Origin of the sequence: Cyclobacterium amurskyense, from assembly GCF_001050135.1 — a bacterium.
Taxonomy (GTDB): Bacteria; Bacteroidota; Bacteroidia; order Cytophagales; family Cyclobacteriaceae; genus Cyclobacterium; species Cyclobacterium amurskyense.
In genome coordinates this window covers 3,279,383-3,297,854 of the sequence record NZ_CP012040.1, presented here as the reverse complement: position 1 = coordinate 3,297,854, position 18,472 = coordinate 3,279,383, and the positions used below count along the sequence as shown (strand labels likewise).

Annotated in this window: 16 protein-coding genes; 12 read left to right on the top strand and 4 right to left on the bottom strand. The window is 38.8% G+C overall.

The features are described from left to right. Nucleotides 1-349 precede the first annotated feature (349 nt). The gene (locus CA2015_RS13650; RefSeq protein WP_053086687.1) at nucleotides 350-1,126 is read right to left on the bottom strand and encodes a zinc metalloprotease; all 777 of its coding nucleotides are present in this window, start codon (nucleotides 1,124-1,126) and stop codon (nucleotides 350-352) included. Between the two features lie 383 nt (nucleotides 1,127-1,509). Between CA2015_RS13650 and CA2015_RS13640 the strand changes: the two genes are divergently transcribed. Continuing rightward, complete coding sequence (locus tag CA2015_RS13640; RefSeq protein ID WP_048642406.1) at nucleotides 1,510-2,094, top strand: porin family protein; 585 nt, start codon at nucleotides 1,510-1,512, stop codon at nucleotides 2,092-2,094. A 381-nt stretch (nucleotides 2,095-2,475) separates the two neighbouring features. Here CA2015_RS13640 and CA2015_RS13635 read toward each other — a convergent pair whose 3' ends face one another. Next, the gene (locus CA2015_RS13635; RefSeq protein WP_048642405.1) at nucleotides 2,476-4,113 is read right to left on the bottom strand and encodes a carbon starvation CstA family protein; all 1,638 of its coding nucleotides are present in this window, start codon (nucleotides 4,111-4,113) and stop codon (nucleotides 2,476-2,478) included. 228 nt (nucleotides 4,114-4,341) lie between these two features. Here CA2015_RS13635 and CA2015_RS13630 point away from each other — a divergent pair, with 228 nt between their 5' ends. From CA2015_RS13630 to murQ, 7 genes are all read left to right on the top strand, one after another. After that, nucleotides 4,342-5,328 (top strand): mechanosensitive ion channel family protein, encoded by a 987-nt coding sequence (locus CA2015_RS13630; RefSeq protein ID WP_240477797.1) that lies wholly within the window; start codon nucleotides 4,342-4,344, stop codon nucleotides 5,326-5,328. A 103-nt stretch (nucleotides 5,329-5,431) separates the two neighbouring features. After that, nucleotides 5,432-6,274, top strand: coding sequence for an acetyl-CoA carboxylase, carboxyltransferase subunit beta (gene accD, locus CA2015_RS13625; RefSeq protein ID WP_048642403.1), 843 nt, complete (start codon nucleotides 5,432-5,434; stop codon nucleotides 6,272-6,274). 124 nt (nucleotides 6,275-6,398) lie between these two features. After that, on the top strand, nucleotides 6,399-7,703 hold the full coding sequence (nqrF, locus tag CA2015_RS13620) for an NADH:ubiquinone reductase (Na(+)-transporting) subunit F (protein ID WP_048642402.1): 1,305 nt from the start codon (nucleotides 6,399-6,401) through the stop codon (nucleotides 7,701-7,703). 92 nt (nucleotides 7,704-7,795) lie between these two features. Beyond that, nucleotides 7,796-8,953 (top strand): formimidoylglutamase, encoded by a 1,158-nt coding sequence (locus tag CA2015_RS13615; RefSeq protein WP_048642401.1) that lies wholly within the window; start codon nucleotides 7,796-7,798, stop codon nucleotides 8,951-8,953. A gap of 51 nt (nucleotides 8,954-9,004) precedes the next feature. Next, on the top strand, nucleotides 9,005-9,232 hold the full coding sequence (locus CA2015_RS13610) for a cytochrome b5 domain-containing protein (RefSeq protein WP_048642400.1): 228 nt from the start codon (nucleotides 9,005-9,007) through the stop codon (nucleotides 9,230-9,232). Beyond that, nucleotides 9,233-10,075 carry an N-acetylglucosamine kinase gene (locus CA2015_RS13605; protein WP_048642399.1) on the top strand — a complete coding sequence of 281 codons (843 nt, stop codon included), beginning with the start codon at nucleotides 9,233-9,235 and terminating at the stop codon, nucleotides 10,073-10,075. Then, the gene (gene murQ / locus CA2015_RS13600; protein ID WP_048642398.1) at nucleotides 10,072-10,887 is read left to right on the top strand and encodes an N-acetylmuramic acid 6-phosphate etherase; all 816 of its coding nucleotides are present in this window, start codon (nucleotides 10,072-10,074) and stop codon (nucleotides 10,885-10,887) included. Before CA2015_RS13605 ends, murQ begins: the two co-directional genes overlap by 4 nt. A gap of 2 nt (nucleotides 10,888-10,889) precedes the next feature. On the opposite strand, the gene CA2015_RS13595 is transcribed toward murQ, so the two are convergent. Together CA2015_RS13595 and CA2015_RS13590 are read right to left on the bottom strand one after the other, a co-directional pair. Next, entirely contained in the window at nucleotides 10,890-11,966 is a 1,077-nt protein-coding gene (locus CA2015_RS13595) for a mannose-1-phosphate guanylyltransferase (protein WP_048642397.1), read from the bottom strand. A gap of 2 nt (nucleotides 11,967-11,968) precedes the next feature. Then, nucleotides 11,969-12,937 carry a KpsF/GutQ family sugar-phosphate isomerase gene (locus tag CA2015_RS13590; RefSeq protein WP_048642396.1) on the bottom strand — a complete coding sequence of 323 codons (969 nt, stop codon included), beginning with the start codon at nucleotides 12,935-12,937 and terminating at the stop codon, nucleotides 11,969-11,971. A 98-nt stretch (nucleotides 12,938-13,035) separates the two neighbouring features. Between CA2015_RS13590 and recQ the strand changes: the two genes are divergently transcribed. Genes recQ through CA2015_RS13570 form a run of 4 tightly spaced genes read left to right on the top strand, consistent with a single transcriptional unit; the run spans nucleotide 13,036 to nucleotide 18,419 of the window. Continuing rightward, the gene (gene recQ / locus CA2015_RS13585) at nucleotides 13,036-15,213 is read left to right on the top strand and encodes a DNA helicase RecQ (protein WP_048642395.1); all 2,178 of its coding nucleotides are present in this window, start codon (nucleotides 13,036-13,038) and stop codon (nucleotides 15,211-15,213) included. Nucleotides 15,214-15,229: 16 nt separating this feature from the next. Continuing rightward, entirely contained in the window at nucleotides 15,230-16,525 is a 1,296-nt protein-coding gene (purD, locus tag CA2015_RS13580) for a phosphoribosylamine--glycine ligase (RefSeq protein WP_048642394.1), read from the top strand. Nucleotides 16,526-16,570: 45 nt separating this feature from the next. Continuing rightward, a complete protein-coding gene (ricT, locus tag CA2015_RS13575) occupies nucleotides 16,571-17,956 on the top strand; it encodes a PSP1 domain-containing protein (RefSeq protein WP_084011770.1) in 1,386 nt (461 codons plus the stop codon). Beyond that, complete coding sequence (locus CA2015_RS13570) at nucleotides 17,946-18,419, top strand: gliding motility lipoprotein GldH (RefSeq protein WP_048642392.1); 474 nt, start codon at nucleotides 17,946-17,948, stop codon at nucleotides 18,417-18,419. Before ricT ends, CA2015_RS13570 begins: the two co-directional genes overlap by 11 nt. The last annotated feature ends 53 nt before the right edge of the window (nucleotides 18,420-18,472 follow it).

The following is an 18,472-nucleotide window of genomic DNA, read 5'->3' as shown; positions in this document are numbered from 1 at the left end:
GATTGCCTTTGTATTTTAAGTGTTTTCAATGCACACAGCTATAACTTTATTTATCCACAGCCCCATCAAGATTGACTGTATTACTGTGATTAACATTTGCAAATAGTTCTATACGGGTAATAACTATAAACCCGGATTATGTAATAGGATTTCTCCGCCCTGACAATGGTCAGGGGTGAAGCCTGTCCCGTGTTTACGGGAAGTGTTGCAATCGCAAGAAAACCAGACTGTTTGGAGATTTTAGCATAGCACCGCTATGGTGAAATTGAAAACAGCAACGAAGTGACTGATTTTGAAGCGATTTCAGCACGTAATAGAATGTCTATTGCATATTTCGGGATAAACATCATCACCTACCTCCATTCCCTCTAAGATCCATTTCGCAATTATCATCCAATGTAGGGACAGTTTGACGCATGTAATTAAATATGCTTTTGGTTTCAATTGCCCAGTACATTAAACAATCCTCATTGTCACAGTGATTTTCATTTTCCTGGTCCTCATGTGGGACCACCATATCCGTACCTACATTTACTAACCCCATAAGGTGTCCCAATTCGTGCAAGGCTACTGTGGTTTCTAAAGTTTCTTTACTGGGTTTAATAAATCCACCTGAATTCTCTTCAATTCGATTTCCAAACAACACTATACTTGTATTTCTATAAGCGGCCCCTATTGTAAAAGTGCTTTCATCATTCTTCTTAAAATCTCCATCCACCACCAACAAAAAAACAGACAGCGTTTTCCCTGCATTGTAATGTTGACGGTAATCCTCTTCAATTTTAGCTATCTCTTCTGTAGTGTATTCGCCTTTGTCCATGGCTGGAATTTCTTTCTCAATGACCGTAATACCTTCAGGTTTGAAGGCGTATTTTCCTAAAAATGAAATCATGGATTCAACCATTTTTACAGTGGGTTTATATCCTTCCATATAAACCAATTCCAATTCCAAGGCTGTAAATAGTTCGTCGGACAATAAAAAATTAGCGGATTTACCTACATCCCACCTTGCTGCCCCAACACCTGAGTACAAATCTACTTTGTTTTCGGGTGTAGTTTCCACGCAAGAGTAAAAGCATAAAGTCATGCATGTGAAAACCAATGTTTTAAAATAAAATCTTTTCATATAAGTGGTTCAAAATTACACAAGCAACTATTAATCAGATAATTTAAAAATAGCACAGAGATTATAACGACCAAAAGCACACTTTCTATGCTTTATATTGAAAGTTTTTCTTCCAATCCCAGATTAAACCTGCTTTTCCTCAACTCCAAAGAGATCGTTACACAATATAAAAGCCAAGGTATCATAGGACAGCTAAAATCGAAAATAGCAACTAAAGAGTCTGATCGTGAAATGATTCCATACCCCAACGTAACCCTGTTTTCAATTTAGAGTTTAACCTGAATTGATTTTAAATTTTTCTTCAGTTAAATAATAATTCGGCATAGAATTAGTTATAAATAAGTTGAAAGAAAACACTATTTATTTAACTTAAAGCCAAAAAAATGAAAAAAGTATGGATTATTTTATTCCTCTCGGGAATAGGACTGACACAGCTTAATGCGCAGATATTGTCTGTGGGACCAAAAATTGGTGTTTCGCAGGGTAATGTTCAAGTTTCAGAAGGGTTTAAAGGTGATGATTCCCAGATGGGCTATCATGTGGGGATTTTCGCTCGCGTCAATTTGGCCGCCGTTTACTTACAACCAGAAATTCTTTATACCAACACTGGTGGGTCCTTCAAGGACAATACTTTCAGTTATGATTCTGAATTTGATCGGTTGGATGTCCCATTTATGTTGGGCGTTAAGTTAGGAAACATCTTTCGTATCCAAGCTGGGCCGATAGCTAGCTATATGCTAAATGGAGACATTACCGCTAGGGATGGAAATACCGTGCTTAAGTACGCTCCTCCTTCTGATGATTTCACTTTTGGCTACCAAGCAGGTGTAGGCGTAGATATTGGAAATTTGTTACTTGATTTAAAATATGAAGGGCCATTGACCAATTCAGTGAACAAGTTTGGAGAAATACCTACTGACCAAAGACAAAATCAAATCATGCTCTCTGTAGGATTCAACCTCTTTTAAACATCTTTATTTAAACGCAAAAAAATTGAGCTTCATTTACCTGATGTAATCAACTCACAATTGAAGCCATGAAAAAAACACTGCTTAAACCCGAAATATGCAATAGAAAATCTTCTGCATGCTGAAATCGCCTCAAACAATCTGGTATCTTGCGATTACAATACTTCCAGTAAACACGGAACAGGCTTTACCCCTAACAATTGTCAGGGCGGAAAAATCTTATTACATAATTCGGGTTAAATTGAGCTGGCTATTTATGGCCATACATTAACTTTCCAAATTGACCTTAGCTGTCGTCCATGGATCTGTTTAATGTTTTTTATTTCTAGTTAAAGTCGCCCCATCAAAAGGACTTAATGTTCATTTGATGGGGCGACTTTTTTAATTTACTAACTCTTTGGACTTATTGACTTCTTTAATCAAGCTTTTTCTAGCAAGGAAAATCAATGCAAAGGACAGAATGAACAATACCGCAGCGATAAAGGCAAGCACATAGGCATTTTTCTGGAAATTTTGATAGGCAAAGAGTCCTAGTGATGTCAATGTAACGGTAAACATAAAGAACATTGGTATGGTCACGAAGGTCGGATTAATGTCCTTTTTGATCAACCAAACAGAGATGGTCAAGAGGGCAAGCGCAGCCAAAAGCTGATTAGCTGATCCAAATATCGGCCATAAGGTAGCAAACCCTCCACTACCCAATAAAAGCACTGACAGCACAACTACAACACTGGTGGAAATGTACCTGTTTTGAGAGATTTTCTTACCTATTGGCTGTTCAACATCTTCGAAATACTCTTGAAGGGTAAATCGTGCTAGCCTGGTACAGGTATCTAGGGTTGTTAATGCAAAAGCCGAAACTGTGAGGGCTACGAATCCAATGGCAAAAGTCTCAGAAATCCCCATGGAAGAAATAATCGCCCCTAAACCATCGGCAAACAAAGGCACAGGGCCTTCCTCACCTAATCTTGACAAATAATCTGTACGGCTTAATACGATTACTGCTCCAACAGAAATAATTGCTAAAAAGGACTCTATAAGCATCCCTCCATAGCCTACAACCTTGGCATCACTTTCTTTATCCAATTGCTTGGAAGTAGTCCCAGATGCTACCAAAGAGTGAAAGCCACTAATGGCACCGCAGGCAATGGTGACAAACAATACTGGAAACAAGTATCCAAGGTTTTCATTTGTAATATGCACCTCTGTATCCATCACTATGGTTGGGTTTGCAATTACCACACCCACTATAGCTGCAATAATTAATCCATATAGCAAGAAGCTATTCAAGTAATCCCTTGGCTGCAACAACATTGATACCGGAGTCACTGAAGCTATAAATGCATAAATGAGCAATATATAAATCCATGTTTGGTAATTGAGTTCAAAAGGAACTTGCATTCCCAGGTAGACGAAGTAATACATCACTACCACCCCCACTACAGAAGCAATGAGGAATGCAGACTTTTTGTTTTCGGTTACCTTTATTACAAAGCCAAAAACCACTGCCAGTAAAATAAATAAAATAGAAGCAGAGGCCACTCCCGGGTTGTTGATAAAAGTTTTGGCTATAATGTCTGCAAAAACTGCAATAATCAAAATCAAAGTTGAAAAACTAAAAAGGATAAAAAGCCTTTTTCCTTTCTTACCTATAGTATTTTGAATTATAACACCTATAGATTTACCATCGTTTCTTAAAGAGGCCACCATACTTCCCAAATCATGGACTGCACCAAAGAATATACCTCCTATCAATATCCAAATAACAGCAGGTATCCAACCAAAGGTAACCGCTATTATTGGCCCTACTATTGGCCCAGCTCCTGCTATTGAAGCAAAATGATGACCAAGGACTACCACTGGCTTACTTGGTACATAATCCACACCATCCTTGAGTCGGTGGGACGGGGCTATATTGTCATCATTAATTTTGAACTTTTTGAATACATATTTACCATAGGTGAAATACGCGCCTATCAGAATAATGGCGGAAAATAGGAATAGATAAGTGAGTTGCATGTTTTGGATCTATTATTGAGGGCTTAAAGTTAAATAGAAAATTGATTTCATCGGAAATAAACCCTAATTTATAAAAATATTTAGTACCAATGGTAAAGGTAGAAGACCCAACACATTTTTCTTTTTAATAAAAATCCCCTCATTATTTTCTTCAACAAGATGATTGAAAAAGACACTTTACTGTTCTTAGGGACCAGCTTAGGCCTGTTGATCTTAATTCATTTAATTTTGCAATTTGCATTACCGCAAATTGTAAAGTTGTTCTACAAGCCCAGTAGCAGCAGGGTTAAAAGATCGATTGGGAAATTTACACAATCACTAAAGTGGGGCTTCTTTTTTGCTGTTTTCCCCATAATTGAGCCCTATTTCTCACCACCAAACCTACTCTATATCGGTAGACAAAGGTTTTTTGTTGTTCTATCCATAATTACCCTTACATGGATTATTATTGAGTTTTCAAATGTAATACGCCATATTTTTCTAGAAAAATTCACCTATGACAAGGAGGATAATCTTAGAGAAAGAAGGGTAATTACCCAGGTTGCCTTTATCAGAAAACTATTTATCATTGGAGTTGTGGTCATTGCTTTTGCGGCTATTTTAATGAATTTCGAATCTGCTAGAAAAATTGGCACTGGACTTTTGACTTCGGCAGGGATTTTAGGAATAATCATCGGTTTTGCGGCACAGAAATCTATCGCTAATTTACTGGCAGGGTTTCAGATTGCTTTTACCCAGCCTATTCGTATTGATGATGTAGTGGTTGTAGAAGGGGAATGGGGCAAGATAGAAGAGATCAACCTTACTTACGTGGTCGTTCAGATTTGGGACCAAAGAAGACTGGTGCTACCTATCAATTACTTTATAGAAAAACCATTTCAAAATTGGACTAGAACTACAGCTGCTATATGGGGAACGGTATTCATTTACGTAGACCCTACTGTTTCAGTAGGTGAAATAAAAACTAAATTAAAAGAAATCTTGGAAGCCACTCCTCTTTGGGATAAAAAAGTACAGGTACTCCAAGTTACCGATTGGACAGAAAAAACCATTGAATTGAGGTGCCTAATGAGTGCCAAGGATAGCCCAACCGCATTCGATTTGAGGTGTTTGGTAAGGGAAGAGCTACTTCTTTACCTACAAAAAACCCAACCCAATTCACTCCCTAAATCAAGGGTATTAATGGAGAAAGCTACAGGGAAACAGGAAGATTAATTGAGGCAATCTTTTCGAGAAAACAGATTTTGGTTTTATTTAACAGATATTACCTATAAATTTGGAATCCCAATTTGGTTTGGGATAATTTAAACAAAACTTTATGGCTTGGTTTAAAAGAAAAGATGCCGGAATCAAAACTTCAACAGAAGAGAAGAAAGATACTCCGGATGGATTGTGGTATAAAACCCCGAAAGGGAATATCATTCACACCCGGGAGTTGAAAAACAATTCCTACGTTTGTCCAGATGATGACTACCATGTAAAAATAGGATCGAAGGAATACTTTGAGATTTTATTTGATGACAACCAATTTAAGGAATTGGACAAGGACATGATCTCTGGTGATCCTTTGAATTTTGTAGATAGCAAACCCTATCCTGTAAGAATCAAAGACACCATAGCCAAAACTAATCTGAAGGATGCTGCCAGAACGGGCGTAGGCAAGTTAAACGGTTTGGACATCGTGATCACCTGTATGGATTTTAATTTCATAGGTGGATCTATGGGTTCTGTGGTAGGTGAGAAAATTGCCAGGGCAATTGATTACGCATTAAAACACAAGGTTCCCTTTTTGATGATTTCCAAATCAGGTGGTGCAAGAATGATGGAAGCAGGTTTTAGCCTTATGCAAATGGCCAAGACTTCTGCCAAACTCTCACTATTGGACGAAGCAGGTATTCCATATATCTCGTTGATGACCGACCCTACAACCGGCGGAGTTACGGCTTCATTTGCTATGTTGGGCGATTTTAACATTGCTGAACCAGGAGCATTAATCGGCTTTGCAGGACCTAGAGTAATCAGGGAGACAATAGGTAAGGATCTGCCAAAGGGCTTCCAAAGTTCAGAGTTTGTTTTGGAACATGGTTTCTTAGACTTTATTATTGATAGAAGGCAGTTAAAAAACAGATTGTACACCTTGCTAAACCTTCTCCGACAATAGATTGAAATTATATTAAATCCATGGATTAAAATATCCTAAGATTGTGATGGTTTTGGGGAATTATAAATATATTTGTAGGATTCAAAACCAGTTAAACATACTGATAAAGATAAAAATTTATTAAATGAGTTCAGTAATCATTACTTCGATAGTAGCATTTACCATTATAATTCTGCTACTGGTGTTTGTTCTTCTTTTTGCCCAGTCAAAGTTGGTGTCGTCAGGAGATGTAAAAATCATCATTAATGGGGACGAAAAAAACCCTCTAATTGCTTCAGCAGGATCTACCCTGCTGAATACCCTAAGCAGTAAAAAAATCTTCCTTCCTTCCGCATGCGGAGGCGGTGGTACTTGTGCCATGTGCAAGTGTACCATTGAAGAAGGTGGAGGGGAAGTACTTCCAACTGAAGAGGGGCACCTTAGCAGAGCAGAGAAACAAACCCATGTTAGACTTTCTTGCCAGGTAAAGGTAAAAAATGACATGAAAATCCGTATTCCTGAGGAAATCTTTGGAATCAAAAAATGGGAATGTGAAGTAATTTCCAATTACAACGTTTCTACTTTTATTAAAGAATTTAAGGTAAAACTACCTGAAGGTGAAACACTGGATTTTGAGCCAGGAGGATACATCCAAATAGATGTTCCAGCCATCACTGTTTCTTTTAAAGGTATGGATATCACTCCTCATCCTGAATTAGGACACCCTAAAGACGTTTATCAAAGTGATTGGGATAAATTTGGTCTTTGGGATCTTTCCATGAAGAATGATGAGCCACTATTTAGGGCTTACTCCATGGCAAACCACCCTGCTGAAGGAAATATAGTAATGCTTACCATTCGTATTGCCACTCCACCATGGGACAGAGCAAATAACAAATGGATGGATGTTAATCCAGGTGTATGTTCTTCTTATGTATTCTCTAGAGTACCAGGCGACAAAGTCACTATCTCAGGACCATATGGTGAATTCCATATCAACCCTACTCAGAGAGAAATGATTTACATTGGTGGTGGTGCAGGAATGGCACCTTTAAGGTCTCATTTATTTCACCTATTCCACACAGAGAAAACTAACAGAAAAGTTTCTTACTGGTATGGTGGTCGATCTAAGAAAGAATTGTTCTACACGCCACATTTCAGAGGTATAGAAAAAGATTTTCCGAATTTTAGTTTCAACATCGGCTTATCCGAACCTCTACCTGAGGACAATTGGAAAGTGAAAAAGTCAATGGATGACAAGGAGGGTGATGGCTATGTAGGCTTTATCCACCAGGTTCTTTATGACAACTACCTTAAAGATATTGACGAGCCGGATGAGATCGAATACTACTTATGCGGTCCTCCACTGATGAACTCAGCGGTGCTTAAGATGTTAGATGATCTGGGTGTTCCGAAAGAGAATATCAGATTCGATGATTTCGGAGGATAAAAATTAACCAAAGGGTCCCGTTAAAGTTTAACGGGACTTTTTTTATGCCTACTTTTTCTATAATTTTGACATTCAATTTCTAACCACATCCCATGGATTTACAGGCATTTTTCGAACCAATACCTTCCGAAATTCTAAACGATGAATATGGGCACAATGCATTTTTTCATCATATTCACTGCCACGGAGAAACTTTTCCAGACTTGCAAGGGATTCAAATAGCCATAATAGGCATTGAAGAATACAAAGGTACAGGGGATGAATCCATAAAGAACTCCAATAATACCACTTCAAGTATTCGGAAAAAGCTTTTCCACCTTAAGAAAGGTTTAAGTAATTACAGTTTAGCCGACTTGGGAAATATAAAGACCGGAGAAAATTTAACTGAAACCCGCTCACTTATCAGTTCAATCGGGGAGTTGATGCTAAAAACACAGGTCTTGCCCATATTTATAGGCGGAAGTCATGACTTAGATATAGGTCAATTTAAAGCCTATCAGCACATGAATAAGTTGGTAAGCTTACTCACAGTTGATGCCAAAATGGATATGGAGGATTCGGGGAATCCACAGGACTTGCATTCCCAAGAACTTGTTCTTCACGAGCCCAATTACATGTTCAATTACTCTCACCTGGCCTACCAAAGCTTTCTTACTGACCCTGAACTTGTTACTACACTTGAGAAGTTGTATTTTGACCATATTCGACTGGGCCAATTAAGGGATAACTTTAAAGAAACGGAACCACTAATAAGAAATGCCGATATACTCAGCTTTGACATTTGCGCTATAAATTCCTCTGATGCACCAGGAGCTTTAGGTGCACAACCTTTTGGCTTAAGCGCAGAAGAAGCTTGCCAAATTTCCTGGTTTGCAGGAACTAACGAAAAACTCAGCTCAATAGGTATCTATGGATACCATGCAGATTTGGACGACTCAAGAATGAAGACGGCATCGGTGATTGCCACCATGATTTGGTATTTCATTGAAGGTTTTCATCAAAGAAAAGACAGTCTTTCGTTTAAAAGCAGCGATTATACCAAATACACTGTCTCATTGGACTCAAAGCCTTCTATTTTGCACTTTTACAAAAGTAAGTTAAGTGGAAAATGGTGGTTAGAAATACCTAGAAATAAAGGGGAAAAATACAACAGAGACACCATCATTCCCTGCAGTTACCAAGATTACCAAACAGCCCAAAAAGGAGAAATACCAGAGAGGTGGGTCAATGCCCAATTAAAACTTTACTGATAATCCATAAAAAAAACCTAGGTAATTCTATCTTTGCAACAGACTAAGCATATGATTTCTATTACCAAAAACCAACTGGCCCTAAGAAACGGGCAGGATAAACCTGAAATTTGGATTGCATACAAGGGTAAAATATACGATGTAGGCAATTCCAGATTGTGGAAAAACGGCAAACATTACGAACATTGGGCAGGTCAGGACTTGACTGATGAACTTAGTGATGCTCCACATAACGAGAATGTATTTGATAAGTTTGAACCTATTGGCTATTTAATATAAATGATTCTGATCGCTGACAGTGGCTCTAGTAAAACAGACTGGAGGGTAATCACCCATGATAATAAAGTTCATCAAACAAGAACTGTAGGTTTTAACCCCTATTATCAAACTAAAGAGGACATGATCCTTGGGCTAAAAACACCTGAACTCCTAAAATGGGAAGGAATAATCCGTGAAGTCTATTTCTATGGAGCGGGATGTACTTCAGACGTCAATAAGGAGACTGTAAAAAGTGCCATAAATAGCATCTATGAAAATGCCAAAGTATTTGTAGACCATGACCTAATGGCTTCGGCAAGGGCAACTTGTGGACACGAGGCAGGAATAGCCTGCATTCTGGGTACAGGATCAAACAGTGGAGACTATGATGGAGATAAAATCATTGACAGTAGGCCTTCACCAGGATATTTATTAGGAGATGAAGGAGGAGGAACGTATATAGGCAAGCATTTTCTTCAGGATTTCATCTATGACGACATGCCCTCAGCTATTCGTGAGGCCTTTATTGAGACCTATCACCTCTCTATCATTGATATTCAGGACAATGTCTACAAAAGACCTTTTCCTAACCGATTTATGGCTGGTTTTTGTGAATTTATCGCTAAACATAAATCTGACCCTTATTGCTATGGACTTTTTTATAATGGGTTTAAAGATTTCTTCACAAGACATGTCATGAGGTATAAGGATTACCAAAGCAAACCTGTAAACTTTGTTGGGTCCATCGCTTACTACAATAACGATGTGCTGAGACAAATTGGAAATGACCTTGGCATACAAATAAATACTATCCTAGAAACCCCGATAGCTGGTTTAACCCTCTACCACCAAAAGAAAATATGAGTACCACAGAAAGCACCTCCTTTTACGACAATCTGGAAAAGATGACAGTCAATGAGTTATTGACTAATATGAATAAGGAAGACCAGACCGTTCCCCTAGCTGTCAATAAAGCGATCCCACAAATTGAAAAATTGGTGGAAGCCATTGTCCCTAGGATGGAGAAAGGTGGGCGCCTCATTTATATTGGCGCTGGCACAAGTGGTCGATTGGGAATCCTGGATGCTTCTGAATGTCCTCCAACCTATGGAGTGCCTCACGAGCTAGTAATCGGGATAATTGCAGGAGGTGACACCGCCATAAGAAAAGCTGTAGAAAATGCAGAGGACGACCCTAACCAAGCTTGGATCGATATACAGAAATTTGGCTTTAACCCTCAAGACACGGTTATTGGAATCGCTGCCTCAGGCACTACCCCTTATGTCATAGGAGGAGTAAAGAAAGCGATGAAAGAAGGGTTGCTCACAGGCTGCATTACTTGCAACCAAGGAAGTCCTTTAGCCAGTGAAGTAGCCATGCCAGTGGAAATAGTGGTAGGCCCTGAATTCGTAACCGGAAGCACAAGAATGAAGTCCGGAACAGCGCAAAAGCTAGGGCTTAACATGATCTCAACTAGCGTCATGATTAAGCTGGGCAAGGTGAAAGGCAACAAAATGGTGGACATGCAACTTTCTAACAAGAAACTGGTTCACAGAGGCACCTTAATGATTATGGAAGCAACTGGCCTGGATGAAAAGAAAGCATTGGCCATGCTCACACAACATGGCTCAGTAAGAAATGCTGTTAGCGCATTTGAAAAGGAGAAAAAACAATAAGGTCAAATATAATTCTCTCCTATTTTCTTAGCATCAGTCACATACTCTTTGTATTTACTATTCGCACCTAGTTTGCAGATCAGTAGGACATCCCCACTATCGCTAACAAGGTAGTCTTTAAGCCCCTGCACTACAACCAGCTTATTAGGTGGCATATTGATGAAACAATTGCTTGTTTCATACAGCATTGCAGTGCCTTTTACGGTATTGTTTTCTTCGTCCTTTTCACTAACATCATAGAGGTTTTGCCATGAGCCAAGGTCTGACCATCCAAATTCTCCAAGGACCACAAACACCTCATTGGATTTTTCAAAAATCCCATGATCAATTGAAATATTCCTGATAAAGCTATAGGCCTTGATAAGGAAATCATTTTCTTTTTCGGTGCAAAAATACACTGTCCCTTCCTCAAACACCTCAGCCATTTCTGGTAGATATTTCTCAAAAGCTTTGATTATGCTTTCATTTTTCCAAACAAAAGTACCTGTATTCCACACGAAATCGCCACTTTCTATAAAGGTGGTTGCTAAATCAAGGTTTGGTTTTTCGGAAAAAGTTTTCACCTTTTTCACTGATTGTCCCTCTTCAGGGAAAAATTGTATGTAACCATAGTTCGTGTCTGGTCGATTGGGTCTGATACCTATAGTTATGAGATTACCTAAAGTAGACGCCCCCACCATGGCTTGATCAACTGCATCAAAAAATAGATTGTCATTGAAAATCAGTTGATCAGAAGGGCTTACTAAAACTTTTGCATTGGGATTTAATTTTTGAATTTTATAACTGGCCAATGCAATTGAGGCGGCTGTATTTCTACGCATTGGTTCTACCAGAATTTGATCCTCTGGAATATTAGGCAATTGTTCTTTGACGAGAGAGAGGTACCGTTTACTTGTAACAATGATGAATTGATAATTTTCAAAATGATTCTCAAATCGGTCATAGGTCATTTGAAGCAATGTCCTACCTGTACCCAAAAGATCTAAAAATTGTTTTGGCCTTTGGCGCCTGCTTGAAGGCCAAAATTTAATACCAATTCCTCCTGCCAATATAACAATGTACCTGTCGTTTTTCTTCATGTCTATACAATACCTTCCTTCATCAAATCATGGATATGGATAAATCCAACCAATGTAGCCCCGTCCTTTACGACTAGCTGGGTAATGTTAAAAGTTTTCATTAACTCCACCGCTTTTACCGCAAACTCCCCAAGTGCAATCACCTTGGGTGTTTTGGTCATAATGTCTTTGGCCTTGATCTCATTCAATTCAAAATTATTTTGAAGCATTCTCCTTAAATCCCCATCGGTAATGATTCCCTTCAAATTTTTCTCAGCATCCACCACTGCCGTTGCCCCTAGCCTTTTGCTACTGATTTCAAGAATAACATCCTTGAGGGAAGCATTTTCATCTACCTTTGGTACCAAACTTTTGTCTATCACATCCTCTACCTTTAGATAGAGCTGTTTTCCCAATGTTCCTCCAGGGTGGAAGCGTGCAAATGATTCTGCATTGAAACCTCGCGCTGTAAGCAGGCAAACGGCAAGGGCATCTCCCATAGCCATTTGGACAGTTGTGCTGGTAGTAGGTGCCAGATTATTGGGACAAGCTTCCTCTTCAATCCCAGTAAACAACAAATAATCGGACTGCTTTGCCAAATAACTATTTCTATTCCCTACAATACTGATAAGCTTGTTACCCACCTGTTTAAGCATGGGAACCAGTACCTTAATCTCAGGTGTATTGCCACTTTTGGAAACACAAATTACAAAATCTTCTTTTTTAATCATACCCAAATCCCCATGAATAGCATCTGCTGCATGCATAAAAAGAGAAGGAGTTCCTGTAGAATTCAAGGTAGCCACAATTTTATTCGAAACGATTGCACTTTTCCCAATTCCTGTAATTACAACACGCCCCTTACTTTTTAAAATATCCTCTACACAAGCCTCAAAATCTGCTCCTATATGGGGGATCAGATTTAATAACGCATTGGCTTCGTTTTGAAACACATTTATTGCCGTGGTTTTAATATTTTTTAGTAAATTCAATTTTACTGCCGTTAATTGTTAGTTTTGTATAAAGGTAGGAAAGTTTTACCTTAAACATTAATAATTGACAGGGAGTAACTCATTAAACTATTAATGTAGTGGACAAAGAGGTTAAAGATAATTTAAAAAAAATATTTGGTTTCAATCAATTCAGAGGAAACCAACAGTTGATAGTGGACAATATTCTGAAGGGCAACAATACCTTCGTAATAATGCCAACAGGCGCAGGGAAGTCACTTTGTTATCAATTGCCAGCTGTCTCTAAAAGCGGGACAGCCATCGTCATCTCTCCATTGATAGCCCTGATGAAAAATCAGGTGGATCAATTGAACAGTTTTGGCATAAACGCTCATTTTCTAAACTCTACCCTCAGTAAAACAGAATCCAATAGGGTGAAAGGTGAAGTCAGCGCCGGTCTTACCAAATTGCTCTATGTAGCACCTGAGTCGCTGACGAAGGAAGAGAATGTCAAATTCCTAAAAAATGCAGACATTAGCTTTGTGGCCATAGACGAAGCCCACTGTATTTCTGAATGGGGCCATGATTTCAGACCAGAATACCGAAAGATAAAATCCATTATTTCTCAAATTGGGGACAACCTTCCAGTAATTGCCTTAACGGCTACAGCTACGCCAAAAGTCCAACAGGACATTCAGCGTAACCTACAAATGGAAGAGGCTGATCTCTATAAGTCTTCCTTCAATAGGACCAACCTCTATTACGAGGTTAGGCCTAAGGTCAAGAATGAAACCAAGAAAGAGATAATTAAATACATAAAATCCCAGAAAGGTAAATCTGGAATTATTTATTGCCTGAGCAGAAAAAAAGTTACTGAAATAGCTGAGCTATTGAAAGTGAACGGGATCAATGCTGCCCCTTATCATGCTGGCCTTGATGGTCACGTGAGGGTGAAAAATCAGGATGATTTCTTAAATGAGGAAGTAGATGTAATCGTAGCGACCATAGCCTTTGGCATGGGAATAGATAAACCTGATGTCAGGTATGTCATCCATTACGATGTTCCAAAATCACTTGAAGGATACTATCAGGAAACTGGAAGGTCAGGAAGGGATGGACTTGAGGGTCACTGTCTGATGTTTTACAGATATGAGGACATTGTCAAATTGGAGAAATTCAATAAGGACAAACCAGTAAATGAACGGGAAAATGCCAGGGTACTCCTACAGGAAATGGCAGCCTACTCTGAAAGTTCTGTTTGCCGCAGACGATTTCTTTTACACTATTTTGGAGAGACCTTATCTACCGATTGTGGCTTTTGCGACAACTGTAAAAAAACCAAGGAGACCTTTGAAGGAAAAGACGATATTGTAAAAGTTATTAATGCTGTAAAGGAAACCAATCAGCGGTTTAGTATGGATCATATTGTCAGCCTTATCAGGGGTGAGGAGAATGATTATATACTAAGCTATGACCACAATAAGCTTCCTTCATTCGGTGTAGGAAAAGACAAAGACGAAATCCATTGGAAGACCGTTTTAAGGCAGGCTATGATTTTTGGCTTCCTTGAAAAAGACATAGAGAATTACGGTATAATTTTACTTTCAGATCAGAGTGAAGCTTTCTTAAAAAAACCTCACTCTGTCACGCTAAGTAAAAATCATAATTTTGATAAAATGGCAGAAAGCGTTTCATCAGAAGAAATGAATACGATCGGTAAAGCCTACGATGAAAAACTTTATGAGTTATTAAAACTTGAACGTAAAAAAGTAGCCAAAGCTAAAAATTTACCTCCCTATGTAATCTTCCAAGACCCTTCCTTAGAGGAGATGGCTACGGTCTACCCTACTACCTCTGAGGAATTGGCTCAGATAAATGGAGTTGGAATGGGAAAGGTCAGCAAGTTTGGCAGGTCTTTTCTTAGGTTGATAGAGAACTATGTAGAGGAAAACGAGATCATTACTGCCTCAGATGTAGTAGTAAAGACATCAGGCATAAGGTCTAAAGTTAAAATCACTATTATTCAACAGATAGACAGGAAAATTGACCTTGATGAAATTGCCAATAACCTGAATATTAGCATGAGCGATTTACTGCACGAAATTGAGCAGATAATCTATAGTGGAACTAAATTAAACATCAATTATTATATAGAAAACATCATGGATGATGAACGAGAAGACATCCTCCAAGATTATTTTATGACAGCTGAATCGGATCATATCAAAGATGCCATGGCAGAACTTGAAGACGATGACTTTGCAGAAGAAGAAGTCCGCGTTTACCGAATCAAATTCATATCAGATCACGCCAATTAAAAAAAGAAATTACCAAATGAACATATTGCTTATAGGAAGCGGTGGCAGAGAAAATGCCTTTGCCTGGAAAATAAAACAAAGTGAAAAATGTGAGAAATTATGGATAGCACCGGGCAATGCCGGTTCCTCTGCTTTTGGCGAGAACATATCCATAGGTGTAAATGATTTTGAAGGCATAAAAAACTTTTGCCTTCAAAACAAAGTAGACCTCCTAGTAGTAGGCCCTGAAGAACCTTTGGTTAGGGGATTGAAGGATTATATGGCTCAAATTCCAGAAGTTGCTGGAATACCTATTGTTGGTCCTGGGGAATCAGGAGCACGACTCGAAGGAAGCAAAGATTTCTCCAAAAATTTCATGATGGCCCATGGTATTCCTACAGCCTCATATGCCACTTTCACTTCGGCTAGCCTACAAGAAGGTGTCGATTACCTGAAGAAGCAAAATCTCCCTATTGTATTAAAGGCAGATGGCCTTGCGGCTGGTAAAGGCGTATTGATATGCAGCAGCTACGAAGAAGCTGAAAGCTGCCTAAAAGACATGTTGATAGGTCAAAAGTTTGGAGATGCTTCAACAAGAGTTGTTATTGAAACTTTCTTGACCGGAATTGAGCTTTCTGTATTTGTAGCTACAGATGGAGAGAATTACAAAATACTTCCAGAAGCAAAGGATTACAAAAGAATTGGAGAAGGAGATACAGGCCCAAATACCGGAGGTATGGGTGCCATTAGTCCTGTTCCTTTTGCTGATAAAGCCTTTATGGAAAAGGTAGAAGAAAGAGTTGTCAAACCAACCATATCTGGACTTAAAAAAGACGGAATCGACTTTAGAGGATTTTTATTTATTGGGCTGATGAACATGGAAGGAGAACCTTATGTCATTGAATACAATGTCAGAATGGGCGATCCTGAAACCCAGGCAGTACTTCCAAGAATTAAAAGTGATTTTCTGGAATTACTCAATGCCACAGCAAATAAAACCTTAATTGACTATAAACTTGAGATCGCTCCTACCAAAACCGCTACTGTAGTAATGGTGGCGGGAGGTTATCCTGAAGCCTACGAAAAAGGAAAAGCCATCTCTGGTCTTGAAGAAACAAATATCAAACAAGCCATTACCTTTCATGCAGGAACAAAGTTAGATTCTGCTGACCAGGTAGTCACCAATGGTGGCCGCGTTTTAGGAATTACCGGTTTAGGTGATAGCGTAGAAAAGGCGATTGAAAATGCTTACCTCAGGGTAAGCGAAATCACATGGGAAAAAGCCAATTACCGAAAAGATATAGGACAAGACATCCTCAAACTAGGTAATTAATACCCATATTCACGAGGAGGAAACTCCCTTAAATATAGATTATATATGTCAGGATGCACAAACTGCAGTACCGACTCCTCTTCTGGGGGAGGCTGCCAAAATAATGGCAGTTGTGGTACCAGCGATTGTAATAAAATGAATGCTTTTGATTGGTTATCCCACATGGGAATACCCGAGGTAGATAAATTTGATATTGTAGAAGTAAAATTTAAAGGCGGAAGAAAGGAATATTACAGAAATTCAGGACACTTGCAATTGACTACTGGTGATCCAGTAGTAGTAGATGTTCCCAATGGACATCACATTGGCTATGTTTCCTTACAAGGAGAGCTGGTAAGGCTCCAAATGCAAAAAAGGAAAATAAAAAACGATGACAATATTCTAAGCATTTACCGCGTGGCCACCTCTAAAGATATAGAGAAATGGCAGGATGCAAAAAACAGAGAGGTTCCAACCATTTACAGAGGAAAGCAGATCATTGATGAAATCAAGCTTTCCATGAAATTGTCTGACGTAGAATACCAGGCAGACAATTCCAAAGCTACCTTTTATTATTCTGCTGACGACAGGGTGGATTTCCGTGAACTCATCAAACTTCTGGCCTCTGAATTTAAAATCAGGGTAGAGATGAGACAAATCAGTCTCCGGCAAGAAGCTGGCAGATTGGGAGGCGTTGGTGTATGTGGAAGGGAACTGTGCTGTTCTACTTGGATCCATGATTTCAAAAGTGTTACCACTTCTGCAGCAAGGTACCAAAACCTATCATTAAACCCCAGCAAGCTTTCGGGACAATGTGGGCGATTAAAGTGCTGTCTAAACTTTGAATTGGAAAGTTACCTAAGTGCTCTTGAGGACATTCCAAATGTAGAAAAACCCTTATTGACTGAAGCTGGAAAAGCTAAGCTCCAAAAAACAGATATATTCCGACGTTTAATGTGGTTTAGTTATAATGATGACAACAATTGGCATTCAATTGACTGTGATAGGGTTAAATCAATTATTGAGCAAAATGAAAAAGGAATCGTTCCTTTTAACTTGCAGCAGGACAAAGCCTTTGAAGGTGAATACGACAATAATAAGACAAACGAAGACCTTGAATTATTAGACAAGAAATTCGCTAACTCAAGATCAAAAAAGAAAAGGAAACCCAAATCAAGAAAGCCAAACCCGCAAAACAATACTACTGCTGAAAATCCGCAGAAAAATCAAGAAAAAGCAGAAGCCAAACCACGCCATCCAAAAAATAAACGAGCGCCGCGAAGAAACAATAAGCCTCAAAATGCGCAAACTAAGCCGGTGAATTCACCAAAAGAAGCTGATTCTAACAGCCCAAAAGCTCAAGGCAACAACAGAAATAAAAGGAGAAAACCCAATAACAGAAACAAAGGACCTAAAGGAGGTGAAAACAACGCTAAATCCAATGAAAAGTAAGACTGCATGGAAAAACTCACTTGTCATTGTTCTATTTTGGGTAATTACCGCTTGTAACAATGGTCGTGTTTACGAGTCTTTTCAAGATTTAGAGACGCTGAAATGGGTCGTTTCTGATACCATTTCTTTTGATATTGATTCATTGGATGTAAATTCTAAAATGTCTTCTATTCTAGCCATCAGGTATGATGACAAATATGAATACAACAATCTCTATGTTCGTTTCCTCCTTAGGGACAGTGTCGATAAAGTTTTAATGGATTCTCTACTTAATATCCACCTTTTTGACCCAAAAACAGGAAAACCGCTTGGTCAAGGTTTCGGCAATAGAAGAATACGCTACGACACGCTTCCAGGTGGTTTGATACATGCCAAGTCTACTTTTCAATTTATTCAATACATGAGGAAAGATACACTTGCAGGTATAGAATCAATTGGACTAAAAATTAATGAGGGGCAATAAACCTGCCTTTTTGAGTTTGGCTATGGGTTAGGCTCTGACATTTACTAAGCTTA

Coding starts and splice junctions, on each gene's coding strand:
- CA2015_RS13635 (WP_048642405.1), bottom strand. CDS start 4,113: ATGCAACTCACTTATCTATTCCTATTTTCCGCCATTATTCTGATAGGC.
- CA2015_RS13570 (WP_048642392.1), top strand. CDS start 17,946: ATGAAAAGTAAGACTGCATGGAAAAACTCACTTGTCATTGTTCTATTT.
- CA2015_RS13650 (WP_053086687.1), bottom strand. CDS start 1,126: ATGAAAAGATTTTATTTTAAAACATTGGTTTTCACATGCATGACTTTA.
- purD (WP_048642394.1), top strand. CDS start 15,230: ATGAACATATTGCTTATAGGAAGCGGTGGCAGAGAAAATGCCTTTGCC.
- CA2015_RS13595 (WP_048642397.1), bottom strand. CDS start 11,966: ATGAAGAAAAACGACAGGTACATTGTTATATTGGCAGGAGGAATTGGT.
- ricT (WP_084011770.1), top strand. CDS start 16,571: ATGTCAGGATGCACAAACTGCAGTACCGACTCCTCTTCTGGGGGAGGC.
- CA2015_RS13615 (WP_048642401.1), top strand. CDS start 7,796: ATGGATTTACAGGCATTTTTCGAACCAATACCTTCCGAAATTCTAAAC.
- CA2015_RS13605 (WP_048642399.1), top strand. CDS start 9,233: ATGATTCTGATCGCTGACAGTGGCTCTAGTAAAACAGACTGGAGGGTA.
- nqrF (WP_048642402.1), top strand. CDS start 6,399: ATGAGTTCAGTAATCATTACTTCGATAGTAGCATTTACCATTATAATT.
- accD (WP_048642403.1), top strand. CDS start 5,432: ATGGCTTGGTTTAAAAGAAAAGATGCCGGAATCAAAACTTCAACAGAA.
- CA2015_RS13640 (WP_048642406.1), top strand. CDS start 1,510: ATGAAAAAAGTATGGATTATTTTATTCCTCTCGGGAATAGGACTGACA.
- CA2015_RS13610 (WP_048642400.1), top strand. CDS start 9,005: ATGATTTCTATTACCAAAAACCAACTGGCCCTAAGAAACGGGCAGGAT.
- murQ (WP_048642398.1), top strand. CDS start 10,072: ATGAGTACCACAGAAAGCACCTCCTTTTACGACAATCTGGAAAAGATG.